Origin of the sequence: Anaeromassilibacillus sp. SJQ-1 (genome assembly GCF_046693725.1) — a bacterium.
GTDB lineage: Bacteria > Bacillota > Clostridia > Oscillospirales > Acutalibacteraceae > Anaeromassilibacillus.
Map to the genome: position 1 here is coordinate 62,801 of NZ_JBKEIV010000037.1, position 12,649 is coordinate 75,449.

11 protein-coding genes, 1 tRNA gene, 2 pseudogenes and 1 other annotated feature are annotated in these 12,649 nt (G+C 50.8%); of the genes and pseudogenes, 12 read left to right on the forward strand and 2 right to left on the reverse strand.

Annotation, left to right across the window (positions count from 1 at the left end; all coding sequences use genetic code 11):
* The first annotated feature begins 27 nt into the window (after window positions 1-27).
* The 11 genes and pseudogenes from yfmH to tyrS all read left to right on the forward strand — a co-directional run bounded on the left by yfmH (window position 28) and on the right by tyrS (window position 10,772).
* Window positions 28-1,278, forward strand: a complete 1,251-nt coding sequence (gene yfmH, locus ACGCCZ_RS09810) for an EF-P 5-aminopentanol modification-associated protein YfmH (RefSeq protein WP_411655915.1) — start codon at window positions 28-30, stop codon at window positions 1,276-1,278.
* A gap of 103 nt (window positions 1,279-1,381) precedes the next feature.
* Window positions 1,382-2,560, forward strand: coding sequence for a prolipoprotein diacylglyceryl transferase (gene lgt / locus ACGCCZ_RS09815; protein WP_082402105.1), 1,179 nt, complete (start codon window positions 1,382-1,384; stop codon window positions 2,558-2,560).
* Between the two features lie 24 nt (window positions 2,561-2,584).
* Complete coding sequence (gene folD, locus ACGCCZ_RS09820) at window positions 2,585-3,442, forward strand: bifunctional methylenetetrahydrofolate dehydrogenase/methenyltetrahydrofolate cyclohydrolase FolD (RefSeq protein WP_054323403.1); 858 nt, start codon at window positions 2,585-2,587, stop codon at window positions 3,440-3,442.
* 33 nt (window positions 3,443-3,475) lie between these two features.
* Window positions 3,476-5,338: a 1-deoxy-D-xylulose-5-phosphate synthase gene (dxs, locus tag ACGCCZ_RS09825; protein WP_411655916.1), complete on the forward strand. Its 1,863-nt coding sequence runs from the start codon at window positions 3,476-3,478 to the stop codon at window positions 5,336-5,338.
* 65 nt (window positions 5,339-5,403) lie between these two features.
* Window positions 5,404-6,222, forward strand: a complete 819-nt coding sequence (locus ACGCCZ_RS09830; RefSeq protein WP_054323401.1) for a TlyA family RNA methyltransferase — start codon at window positions 5,404-5,406, stop codon at window positions 6,220-6,222.
* Window positions 6,219-7,076, forward strand: coding sequence for an NAD(+)/NADH kinase (locus ACGCCZ_RS09835; RefSeq protein WP_054323400.1), 858 nt, complete (start codon window positions 6,219-6,221; stop codon window positions 7,074-7,076). Before ACGCCZ_RS09830 ends, ACGCCZ_RS09835 begins: the two co-directional genes overlap by 4 nt.
* Window position 7,077: 1 nt before the next feature.
* Entirely contained in the window at window positions 7,078-7,527 is a 450-nt protein-coding gene (locus tag ACGCCZ_RS09840) for an arginine repressor (protein WP_054323399.1), read from the forward strand.
* Between the two features lie 6 nt (window positions 7,528-7,533).
* Window positions 7,534-7,908, forward strand: a complete 375-nt coding sequence (locus tag ACGCCZ_RS09845) for an AAA family ATPase (protein ID WP_411655917.1) — start codon at window positions 7,534-7,536, stop codon at window positions 7,906-7,908.
* Window positions 7,884-8,849: a hypothetical protein gene (locus ACGCCZ_RS09850; RefSeq protein WP_411655918.1), complete on the forward strand. Its 966-nt coding sequence runs from the start codon at window positions 7,884-7,886 to the stop codon at window positions 8,847-8,849. Before ACGCCZ_RS09845 ends, ACGCCZ_RS09850 begins: the two co-directional genes overlap by 25 nt.
* Window positions 8,850-8,978: 129 nt before the next feature.
* Window positions 8,979-9,209: a hypothetical protein gene (locus ACGCCZ_RS09855; RefSeq protein WP_411655919.1), complete on the forward strand. Its 231-nt coding sequence runs from the start codon at window positions 8,979-8,981 to the stop codon at window positions 9,207-9,209.
* Window positions 9,210-9,238: 29 nt separating this feature from the next.
* Window positions 9,239-9,482: a binding site (T-box leader), on the forward strand.
* A 57-nt stretch (window positions 9,483-9,539) separates the two neighbouring features.
* A pseudogene (tyrS, locus tag ACGCCZ_RS09860) lies at window positions 9,540-10,772 on the forward strand (tyrosine--tRNA ligase).
* A gap of 52 nt (window positions 10,773-10,824) precedes the next feature.
* Here tyrS and ACGCCZ_RS09865 read toward each other — a convergent pair.
* Together ACGCCZ_RS09865 and ACGCCZ_RS09870 are read right to left on the reverse strand one after the other, a co-directional pair.
* Entirely contained in the window at window positions 10,825-11,061 is a 237-nt protein-coding gene (locus tag ACGCCZ_RS09865) for a hypothetical protein (RefSeq protein ID WP_411655920.1), read from the reverse strand.
* A gap of 671 nt (window positions 11,062-11,732) precedes the next feature.
* Window positions 11,733-11,819: transfer RNA gene (locus ACGCCZ_RS09870), tRNA-Ser, on the reverse strand.
* A 209-nt stretch (window positions 11,820-12,028) separates the two neighbouring features.
* Between ACGCCZ_RS09870 and ACGCCZ_RS09875 the strand changes: the two are divergent.
* Window positions 12,029-12,529: pseudogene (locus ACGCCZ_RS09875) on the forward strand (OB-fold nucleic acid binding domain-containing protein); the annotation flags it as partial.
* Window positions 12,530-12,649 lie beyond the last annotated feature (120 nt).

The window sequence follows — 12,649 nt, forward strand, 5'->3', positions numbered from 1 at the left end:
ACGTGATTCGAGAAGTCAAGAGCGACCGTGTGGGGGATCGGGTACTATGAAGTGAAGCATCCCTCCGGCCTTCGTATTTTCGTCTATCCAAAGGAACAGAACAATTCCACTTACGCGGTATTTGGTACCCGTTATGGGTCTGTGGATACTACCTTTAAGCGCTCGGATGAAGCGGATGCCTGCACCGTACCGGCTGGTATCGCCCATTATTTGGAGCACAAGCTCTTTGAGAGCGAGGATGGAGATGCATTCGCGCGCTATGCCAAGACAGGAGCCAATGCAAACGCATACACCTCCTTTGACGTAACCTGTTATCTGTTCTCCTGTACAGAGAATGTATATGAGTCGTTGGAGATCCTGCTGGACTTTGTACAGTCCCCCTATTTTACCGAGCAGACGGTACAAAAGGAACAGGGGATTATCGGCCAGGAGATTCGCATGTACGACGACGATCCGCAATGGCGTGTGATGTTCAATCTTCTGGAGGCGTTGTATCACAAGCATCCGGTCAAGGTGGACATCGCGGGTACAGTGGAGAGCATTGCCCAAATTACGCCGGAGTTGCTTTACCGCTGCTATCACACCTTCTATAATTTGAATAACATGGTCCTTTGCGTTGCTGGCAACGTGGAGCTGAACAAAGTTCTCGATCTCTGCGACCGCATGCTCAAGCCTTCGAAGCCTGTGGAGATTGAGCGCATCTTCGAAGAGGAGCCGCGTGAAGTGGTCAAGACGCGGGTGGAACAAAAGCTCTCGGTTGTGACGCCTCTGTTTCAGCTGGGCTTTAAAGAAAATGCAGTAAGCCGCCGCACGACCAAGGAGCTTGCAGAGACAGAGATTCTACTGGAATTGATGGCTTCCGACGCTTCTCCTCTGTTCCGCCGCTTGTTGGATGCGGGATTGATTAATGAATCTTCCTTTGGGTATGAGTATTTTGAAGGACCAGGGTATGCATCCGTCATCTTCTCCGGAGAGTCCAAGGACCCGGACCGCGTGGCTGAGGAAATTCGCGCGGAGACGGAGCGCTTGCGCCGGGACGGTATTGACCCGGAGGCGTTCCAGCGTGCGAAAAAAGCGTTGTATGGCAGAAACATTGCCGCCTTAAACAGTGTGGACAATATTGCGAACTCAATGGCAGTGTTCGCCTTTGCCGGCCGCGAGTTGTATTCTTACATCGATGAACTGGCGAATGCGAAGCTGGACTCCGTCCAAAAGCGTTTGGAAGAAGCGCTGGACCCGGCATATTCCGCCTTATCAGTGGTGTACCCGGTGGACTAAAACGCACGACTTTCAACAAAGAAAAATCAAACCGCCAGGCTTCCCGCGCGGAGCTTGGCGGCTTTCCTGATTTTTTACCGCGCGCGGGGAAGGTGGATTTGAAATGTATACTGTACAATTTCCGAAACTCGGCTGGGAATTCCATGTGGACCCCACAGCCTTTCGCATTGGGGATACCCCGATTGCTTGGTACGGCATTATCATCGCCGTTGGGTTTATGTTGGCATTCCTGTATGCCATGTTCAGCTGTAAAAAGATGAACATCAACAGCGACAAGTTGGTCAACTGTGTGTTGGTCGGCATGGTCACCGGCATCATCGGGGCACGGCTCTACTATGTACTTTTCTATCCTGGCGATCTGTATATTCGCGACCCGATGCAGATTTTTAATATTCGCGAAGGTGGACTTGCCATCTACGGAGGAATCATCGGCGGCCTTTTGGGTGGCGTAATCACGGCAAAGATCTGCAAATTGAGAATTCCCGCTGTGTTGGACATTGCGGTATTGGGCTTTTTGATCGGACAGGGTATCGGCCGTTGGGGAAACTTTGTCAATCAAGAGGCGTTTGGCAGCCAGACGGATCTGCCCTGGGGTATGGTCAGCGAGGGAACTCGCGCCGTGGTAAACGGTCCGGTGCATCCCTGCTTCTTCTATGAGTCGGTATGGTGTTTGTTGGGATTCGTCCTGCTACATATCTTCTGCCGGAAGCTCAGAAGATATGACGGGCAGGTATTCCTTCTCTATTTGGTATGGTATGGGATTGGACGTTTCTTTATCGAAGGGTTGCGCACGGACAGCCTGCTGACTCCATTCTTCGATCTACGTGTTTCTCAACTGGTGGCTGCAGCTACGGTACTGGTGGGCGTGATCTTTTTGGTGATCTTCCGCAACCGCACCAGCCTCTCCGGATGCGGCTCTGCCAAAGTGATGGCGATGAATGCCCTCAAGGAGACCATTCCCGAGGAATTGATGGAGACAGAGGATGTTTCTTTGGAGACGGAAGGGGAAGAAACGTTGGAGAACTTTGAAAAAGAAGATGGCCCGGAGCCAGCCATTGCAGAGGCGAATCAGGAGCCTGAGGGGGTTGGAGAGCCGGAAGAGGGGAAGGAAGAACCAGAGCCGGCGGCAATGCGGGAGAACTCCCAGGAAAAACCGGCAGAAGGGGAAGAGCCTACATTGACCACACTGAAGACGCCGTTGGAATCTCCAGCAGGCGAGGGGACGCAGGTGGCCCCAGAAGAGGTCGATGAGGCTCTGGACAATGGGAAACAGGAAGACTAAGATCGGTATAGGAGGATTTTGGAAATGGCAAAGTTGATCGATGGAAAGGCAGTATCGGCAAATGTACGCACGCAGGTAGCAGAAGAGGTGGAGGCGCTCAAAAAGCAGGGCGTCACACCGGGCCTGGCGGTGGTTATTGTCGGGGACGACCCCGCATCGCGCACTTATGTAAACAACAAGAAGAAAGCCTGCGCACAGACAGGGATTTATTCCGAGGAGTATGCCCTGCCGGCGACTACAACGCAGGATGAGCTTATGGAACTCATTCGCACATTGAATGCCAAGAAAGACATCAACGGAATTTTGGTCCAGTCTCCGCTGCCGAAGGGCTTGGATGAAGAAGCCGTGGTGGAGGCAATTATTCCGGAGAAAGATGTGGATGCGTTCCATCCATCCAATGTTGGCCGCATCATGATCGGTAATTTCCATTTCCTGCCCTGTACACCGGCGGGTATTATCGAATTGCTGCGGTCTCAAAACATTGAGATCCAGGGCAAAGAGTGCGTCGTGATCGGGCGAAGCAATATCGTTGGCAAGCCAATGGCCATGCTTTTGTTACACAACCATGGGACTGTGACCATTTGTCATAGCAAAACCCAAAATCTTAAGGAAATCTGCCAGCGTGCGGACATTTTGGTAGCTGCGGTCGGCAAGCCGAAATTCGTGACAGCGGATATGGTAAAGCCAGGTGCAGTGGTAATTGACGTGGGGATGGACCGCGATGAAAATGGTAAGCTCTGTGGTGACGTCGACTTTGCAGAGGTCGAGAAGGTTGCTGGATATATCACTCCGGTTCCAGGTGGCGTAGGACCCATGACGATTGCGATGTTGCTGCGCAATACGTTAACAGCGGCCCGGCTACAAAACGGGCTTTCGATGTAACCCGGCCCACAGTGAAACACTGGGGACTTTCGAATGGAGAACCTGATGAATCGAATCAACCGGCCGGACGATTTGCAGAATCTTTCTGAAAAGGAACTGGAGCTGCTATGTTCGGAGATTCGGGAAAAAATCATTCATACGGTCGCCAATAATGGCGGTCATTTGGCCTCCAATCTGGGGGTCGTGGAGTTGACGGTTGCTCTACATAGAGTGTTTCGTGCGCCACAGGATAAAATTGTCTGGGATGTGGGGCATCAGGCGTATACCCATAAGATTCTCACTGGACGCCGGGAGCAGCTCGACACCATCCGAACGCGGGGCGGGCTATGTGGCTATCCAAACCGGGCGGAAAGTCCGTACGATCCTTTTAATGCAGGGCATGCAAGTACGGCCATTTCAGCAGCGTACGGGATGGCTGTGGCAAAAAAGATTCGTCATGAGCCAGGGCATGTGGTTGCCGTGATCGGGGACGGGTCTCTGACAGGCGGGATGGCCTATGAAGGGCTAAATAATGCGGGGCGATTCCCGAAAAATTTTATTGTTATTCTGAATGACAATAAAATGTCGATTTCCCGCAGTGTAGGGGCTATGGCGCGCTATCTGGCGCAGATTCGCACGAAGCCCGGCTATTTGCGTGCAAAAGGGAATTTGGAATCTGCAGTGGATAAATTGCCGGGAGTGGGGCCGTCTTTGCACCGCGCGATTTCGGGTGCAAAAACGGCGGTTAAGCACCTGCTGTACAACAATACGCTGTTTGAAGATATGGGCTTTATCTACTACGGCCCGTTCGATGGGCATAACCTGCCGCAGCTTTTGGAAGTTTTGGAGAACGCCAAGCACATCGAGCACCCCATCCTGCTGCATGTGATTACTGCAAAGGGAAAAGGGTACTCCTTTGCGGAGGAAAATCCCGGTGTATTTCATGGGATTTCCAAATTCGACGTCCATACGGGAAAAAAGCTCTCCAGCGGAGAGGATTTTTCCAGCCAATTTGGCCAATATCTCTGCGAGATAGCGGCTAATGATCGAAGCGTCTGCGCTATCACAGCGGCAATGCAAATGGGGACGGGTTTGACCGAGTTTGGCAAGCGCTTTCCAGACCGTTTTTTTGATACGGGTATCGCAGAGGAGCACGCAGTGACATTTGCAGGAGGACTTGCAGCCGGAGGGATGCGTCCGGTGTGCGCAATCTACTCCACATTTTTACAACGCGGATACGACCAGATCATCCACGATGCAGCGCTGCAAAATCTCAAAGTCACCTTTGCCATCGACCGTGCAGGCGTGGTGGGTGAGGATGGCGAAACCCATCAGGGGATTTTTGACGCAGCCTTTTTGAATACGGTGCCGAATTGTACCGTGTTTTCCCCGGCTTATTACGATGAACTTCGGGAGACCTTGCACACCGCGCTGTATGATTGCGACGGTGTGACGGCGGTTCGCTATCCGCGCGGAGGGCAGTTGTTCCGCCCATATGATTACCGGCCGAACGGAAAGGCGTTTTGCTTCTACGGAGAGGGACAGGCAGACACCGTACTGGTGACGTATGGCCGGTTGTTCTCCTTTGCTTGTGAAGCGCTGTCTCGCTGGAAAGCAGAAGGAATTTCTGTGCGGATTATCAAGCTCAACCGGATCAAGCCGATCCCTCCCGAGGCGGTGGAAGCAGCGAAGGGAGCAAAGCGTGTTTTCTTCTTTGAGGAAGGAATCGAACAGGGCGGTGTGGGTGAGCATTTTGAGCATTTGCTACATCAGGCCGGTTTTCAGGGCGTTTATATGCTGCATGCGATCCGTGGATTTGTGCGGCATGCGACCATGAAGGAATCGCTGCACGATTTGCGGTTGGATGCGGATGGAATGTATCGCATCGTGATCGATGCAGTCCAAAATTGGACATAATTTGAAATAGAGATAAGGATGGATTCTCCCATAGAGGGTAGAACATCTTGATTAGGAGTTAAAAAGTGGCAGAAAAGAAGAGGTTGGACTGCCTGCTTTTTGAGCAGGGGTTCGCGCAGAGCCGGGAAAAAGCGCGCGCGATGATTATGGCAGGCAATGTCTACGTGGACAATCAAAAATCCGACAAACCAGGCACCATGCTGCCGGCTTCGGCAAAGATCGAAGTGCGCGGGGCAACGCTGCCTTACGTCAGTCGGGGTGGTTTAAAACTGGAAAAGGCCATGGAACAATTTCCCATTTCCCTGGAAAACAAGGTCTGCATGGACATCGGCGCTTCCACCGGCGGTTTTACAGATTGTATGTTGCAGAATGGCGCGCGTAAGGTGTATTCCATCGATGTTGGGTATGGCCAACTGGCTTGGAAACTGCGTACGGATGCGCGTGTGGTGAATTTGGAGCGCACCAATGTGCGTTATTTGACTGCAGAGCAAGTCCCCGAACCAGTGGACTTTTTCAGTGTGGATGTTTCCTTTATTTCGCTATGTTTGGTTTTGCCCGTGGCAAGACAATTTATGGCGGATGGCGCACAGGCGGTTTGTCTCATAAAACCTCAATTTGAGGCTGGACGTGGCAAGGTTGGGAAAAAGGGCGTGGTGCGTGAGCCATCCATCCACGTGGAAGTGGTGGATAAAATTGTTCAATTTGTGTTGGAGCACGGCTACTCAGTGGAAGGACTGACTTATTCCCCGGTAAAAGGCCCGGAGGGGAACATCGAGTACCTGGTATTTCTATCCAAGGCAGAACAGCCGCACTGTGTCCCATTGGACATTCCAGCGCTGGTGTCGGAATCACACACAGTGTTAAATGGTGGTGAGTCGCATTGATTGTCTTTGTCATGCCAAATCTGACCAAAAAGGATGCACAATTCCACACGGAGCGTATCATTGACCAGCTGCACCGGTTTGGCACAGCCGTCTCGATGGATCAGCGTTATCAAGAGGCGTTTCCAGCGAGGGGGGTCCAATTCTGTGAGGATTTTTATCAAGGACTGGACGCCTGCGATGTGGTTGTCGCCGTCGGAGGAGATGGGACGATCATCCATGCAGCAAAACATGCAGCGATGGCCGGAAAACCTGTCCTGGGGATCAACGTAGGCCGTTTGGGATTTGTAGCGGGCCTGGAGGTGGATGAGCTCGAACAGCTCGAACAGCTGGTGTCCGGCCGGTATGCGGTGGAAAACCGCATTCTTTTACAGGTGGATTCGGTCCTGGGCGGTTTACATCAGACCTACTATGCATTAAATGATGCGGTGATTGCCCGCGGGTCGCTCTCTCGTATCCTGGATTTCAAGGTGCTGTTCAATAGCTCCAATATGTGTGACTACCGTGCAGACGGCTTGATCTTTTCAACGCCCACCGGGTCTACTGCGTATTCCCTGTCCGCGGGCGGGCCGGTGATCGATCCCAGCATGGAATGTATTTTGTTGACACCCATTTGCCCGCACTCGTTGTTTGCAAGGACCGTGGTCTTTGGCGGTGATGCGGTGCTAGAGGTCCATGCCGTGCGGGATGCAGACAGCGAAATCTTTTTGACTGTGGATGGGGAGCGCGCTGTTCCTGTGCCAGACTGTTGCTCCATCTATATCAAGCGCTCAGGTTATCGGGCGCAAATTATAAAATTAAAACAGAACAATTTCTATGAAGTACTCAATCAAAAACTCGCGGAGAGGAGATCCTGAAATGAAAACGAGGCGGCATGCCAAAATTTTAGAGCTAATCAACGAATACAGCATTGACACGCAGGAAGAACTGTTGCGGCGCCTTCGGGAAGATGGATTCGATGTGACACAGGCGACTGTTTCCCGCGATATTAAGGAATTGCGGTTGGTAAAAACGCTCTCCAACGATGGCAAATACCGTTATTCGACCGGTAAGGAGACGGGAAAGGATCTGTCCTCAAAATTTTTCTCTTTACTGGCGGATTCTTCCCTCTCGATCGACTGTGCCAGAAACATCGTCGTTATTAAGGCGCTGACCGGTATGGCTCAGGCGATCTGTGCCGCTATGGACGGGCTCCATTGGGAGTCGGTTGTGGGAACATTGGCGGGGGATGACACCATCTTTGTTGTGACGCGGGATGATGAATCCGCAGAACGCTTGATGGCGGAACTGAAAAAGATTGTCGGGTGATACAATATGTTGACCCAGCTTTACATTGAAAATATCGCAGTAATCGAACGGGCTGCCATTGATTTTCAACCGGGGTTCAATGTTCTTACGGGCGAAACAGGCGCCGGTAAATCGATTCTGATCGACTCCCTGCATGCGGTGCTGGGGGAGCGTACTTCACGCGATCTGATCCGAACTGGAGCGCGCTCTGCCTTTGTCAGTGCAGCTTTTTGCGATGTGGGAAAGGGGACGGACGAAGCGCTTCGCGCACTTGGTTATACGCTCGAAGAGGATGGCACGTTATTGTTACAGCGCGAAATCAATGCGGAGGGAAATCCTCTTGCCGGATTAACAACCGGCCGGCAACTGTCTCGGCATTGCGCGAAATCGGTTCCCTGCTGATCCACATTCACGGCCAGCATGAGAGTTATGGGTTGCTATCGCCGGAGTCCCACATGGGATATTTGGACCGAATGGGTGTTCCAGAAGCGCTCCTGCGGTCTTACCAGGATGCATACCGGCATATGTGCCGGGTGAAAAAAGAATTGGATAGCTTTCAAATGGATGAAGCGCAGAAAGCGCGGAAAATAGATCTTCTGACCTACCAGATCGATGAACTGGAGTCAGCCCAGCTGCGTCCGGGAGAACAGGAGGAATGGACCGAGCGGCGAGATCTCTATCGCAACAGTGAGAGAGTTGCAAGCGCTTTGCAGGCGGCGAAATTGGCGTTGGATGGAGAAACTGAAGCCGAAGGAGCGCTTTCGGCTGTGACCGGAGCGGCGGAAGCATTGGCAGAAGCCGGGCGGTATCTGCCTGCGGCGGCGGCGTTGGCAGAGCGGTTGCACAGTGTACAGTATGAGTTGGAGGACTGTGGGGTAGAGATCGGCGGCCTTGCCGAGGGGATGGAATATGATCCGGAAGAGTTGGCGCAGATCGAGACCCGACTGGATCAGCTTTATCGTCTCGGTTTAAAGTATGGCGGGACTGTCGAAGAGATGCTCGCCTTTTTGGAGACCTGTAAAAAACAGCTATCCGACATCGAACTGTCCGATGAGCACATCGCTCGATTGACTAAAGAATACCAGGCGGCTGAAGCCGAAGCACAGCGATTGGCTGGGGAACTTTCTGCAAAACGGCAGGAAGTCGCAAAACAGTTTGCCAAACGTGTTCAGGAGGAATTGACATTCTTAGACATGCCCCATGTAGCTTTTTTGGTGCAGTGCGAAAAGGGTCCGCTCAACTCCAGCGGGTGTGATAGAATCCAGTTTTTGGTTTCCACCAATCCCGGTGAACCGGCAAAGCCACTGGCCAAGGTTGCTTCGGGGGAGAACTATCCCGAATGATGCTGGCGATTAAAACGGTACTCGCGGGAACAGACCGCATTGGTACCTTGATTTTTGATGAGATTGACACCGGAATCAGCGGCAGCGCCGCGCAAAAGGTGGGGTTGAAAGTTGCGGGAGGTGTCCCATATGCGTCAGGTGATCTGCGTGACACATTTGGCGCAGATTGCGTCTCTGGCAGATATGCATTTCCAGATCAAGAAGCATGTGGAACACGATCGCACTTATACCGAAGTGGTGGCTCTCAACCATGAGGGCCGCAAACAAGAGCTGGCCCGCATTATGGGTGGAACGGAGATCACGGAGTTGCTTTTGCAAAATGCGGAGGAAATGTTACAATTGGCGAAAAAAACGCCTTGACAGTTCCAAGGTGGTTGGATATAATGGGGACAATAGCCTTGAAGGGAAGAAGTACGCAGAATGCGGCTGGCAAAGAGAGCCCGCGGTCGGTGGAAGCGGGAGCAGCGGTCGGCGGAAATACATCCTGGAGCTGCCGGGTAGAACGCCTTGAGGTCAGTAGATCCGGTCGGGTTGGCGCACGTTATCGCGCACGGGTATGTTTGTACCCATGAGGCCGCATTCGTGAGGGTGCGGTAAACTGAGGTGGTACCGCGGGATTTCTCCGCCCTCTGCAAAAAATCGCAGGGGGCGTTTTCTTTTGCCCCCAATACAAAAAATGGAGGAAGAGACATGGGCGTATACGACGAACTGAAAGCGCGTGGTCTGATCGCGCAGACGACAAATGAGGAAAAAATTCGAGATTTGCTGAATAATGACAAGATTACGTTCTACATCGGTTTCGATCCAACCGCAGACAGCCTGCATGTAGGCCATTTTGTCCAAATCATGGTGATGTCCTGGATGCAGAAAGCTGGGCACGTGCCGGTTGCGCTGTTTGGTGGCGGCACAGGTATGATCGGCGACCCATCCGGCAAGAGCGACATGCGCAAAATGCTCACCAAGGAAACCATCGACCACAATATCGCTTGTTTCCAAAAACAAATGTCCCGTCTGATCGATTTTTCAGATGGAAAGGCGATTATGGCCAACAATGGCGATTGGCTGCTCGACTTGAATTATATCGAGTTTTTGCGTGAAGTGGGGGTACGTTTCTCTGTCGACCGTATGTTGGCGGCGGAATGTCTACAAGCAACGCTTGGAGCGCGGCCTCTCTTTCTTTGAGCTGAACTATATGTTGATGCAAAGCTATGACTTTTTGGAGCTTAACCATCGCTTTGGATGTACAATGGAGCTAGGTGGCGACGATCAGTGGAGCAATATCATCGGCGGTGTGGAATTGCTTCGCCGCAAAGAGGCAAAAGAGGTCTACGGAATGACCTTCACATTGCTCACAACCAGCGAAGGAAAGAAGATGGGTAAGACGGAAAAGGGCGCTGTATGGCTTGATCCGGAAAAGACCTCGCCCTTCGAATTCTACCAGTATTGGCGCAATGTGGATGATGCGGACGTCATCCGCTGCTTGAAGATATTGACGTTCCTGCCGCTAGAAGAGATCAACGAGCTGGGAAAACTGGAAGGTGGCGAACTCAACAAGGCGAAGGAAATACTTGCTTACGAGGTCGACGAAGTTGATCCATGGGGAGGAAGAGGCCCAAAAGGCACAGGAAGGTGCACGCGCTTTGTTTGGAAAAGGAGCAAATACCGACAATATGCCTTCCACAGCGATTACTGAGGAGGACTTCGTCGATGGAGAGATTGGTGTGCTCGATCTGATGGTCAAGACAAAGTTGGCTCCGTCCCGCGCAGAGGGCCGCCGGCTGATTGAACAGGGAGGTGTCGCTGTGGATGACGAAAAAGTTCCGTCGATTTCTGCAAAGCTCTCCTTGGAGAAGGACTTTGAGAAAAAAGTATGTCATCATTAAAAAGGGGAAAAAGGTTTTCCACAAGGTGACATTGGAATAAACAAAACCAGGATCGAAAAAGGTTTGGAATAAAAGCGAAGGCAGCTGTCATTTTAAGTAGAAAAGTATAAAATAAGCCCCCGGCCTAGCCGGGGGCTTATTTTAATTAGATGAACAACAGAAGAAATACCCAGCTTATACGGGTTTGGCCGGATTTTACGCATTTCTCCGTGAATATTTTCGATATGAATCCAATAAGCAACGTTTTGTAGCAATCCTTTTGCATTTGATGGACCTACAAAAATGACATCTGGCTTTTCTGGATGGGGTTCTGCCCGGGTCTCATTCAACCGTAAAATGAACGGATATGCTTAGGACATTTTCACGCATTCCCCAAGTATTTTCCATACATCGGGAACGATCATTGAATAGCTAAGGATTCTGAATGGCGAGCCCAAAAGCAGGGGAGGGGAATCGGTTACCCTCTGAAAAAGTATTCGCTTATCCAACCGTTCCAGGGACCCTCATTGCATTCCATTGTATTCTGAATCAAGAAATGATGGGTCCAACGGTTGAGAGAGATTTTATGAAAAGATTCAATTGTGCTTTGGGCGCCCTTTGATATTCGAAAGAATAGAGGAAGCCATGCGGAGTTGTAGCATTTTTATAAAGGCGATCTATATCTTATGCATGATATGGATTCTCAAATAGCGTTGTAACAGCAGTGCTTGGCTTTCAGAGAAACTCCCAATGGTTCGGGACGATTCTTGGAAATAAGAATCTGTGTGCTTCTGAAGCAACGGCCATCACGATACTTTACTGAGTAGAACTAACGTTTGAAAGAGCTTCTTTTAAAGGAAGCAACATCCTTTTGGAGGAATCCATCGATTCTTCTCGTTTTTAAAGGACTTATTGCAGAGGTATTTCACACACATCGAGGTTCTATTCCCAAATTCATTCCTGAGATGCGTAAGAAGAAAAGAAAAATCCAAGCAACTCTTCCGAATTGCTTGGATTTTGATGGCGGAGAGGATGCGACTCGAACGCACAATGCCTTGCGGCACACCACATTTCCAATGTGGCTCCTTACCAATTAGAATACCTCTCCAAATGGCTTTGCTGATCACTTATCGCTGACAGCTTGATCATTATAGCGGATTCTTTTGAAAAAATCAAGGGGGTTTTACAAATATTTTTTAAAATTAGTGCAAATATTTTACTTGCGCCGATGGGTGACGTGTTATAATATAGAAACATATGAATGAAACGCGCAGACGACGATGCTTTTTGCGCGCGGAAAACAGGAGGATCAGAATTTTGAAGCGAACAGAGATTAAAGAGCTCTATGCCGGAATGGAAGAGTTCGGCGGAAAGATTGTCACCGTATGCGGTTGGGCGCGAACCGTTCGGGATTCGAAAGCGCTTGGCTTCATTGATTTGAATGATGGAAGCTGCTTTAAAGGGGTACAGATCGTATTCGAAGCGGATAAGCTTTCCAATTATAAGGACATTGCAAAGTTGAATGTCGGTTCTGCGATCGTCGTTACAGGGGAATTGCTTTTGACCCCCGAGGCAAAGCAGCCATTTGAAATTCATGCGTCTGAGATTACGGTAGAAGGTGCTTCTACGCCGGATTATCCTTTGCAGAAGAAGCGCCACACGATGGAATACCTGCGTACAATTGCACACCTGCGTCCACGCACCAATATGTTTAGCGCTGCATTTCGTGTGCGCAGTGTGGCGGCCTATGCGATCCATAAATTCTTCAATGAGAATGGATTTGTATATGCCCATACGCCGCTCATCACGGGGAGCGATGAAGCGGCGCACGAAAAACGCGAAAGCGTTTCACGATAAATGCGAAAAACTCACACGAGTATGGAAGTCGTTCTGGTTAATATCGGCTGGCATAACCGAACGAAGTAGAGGACAATAACA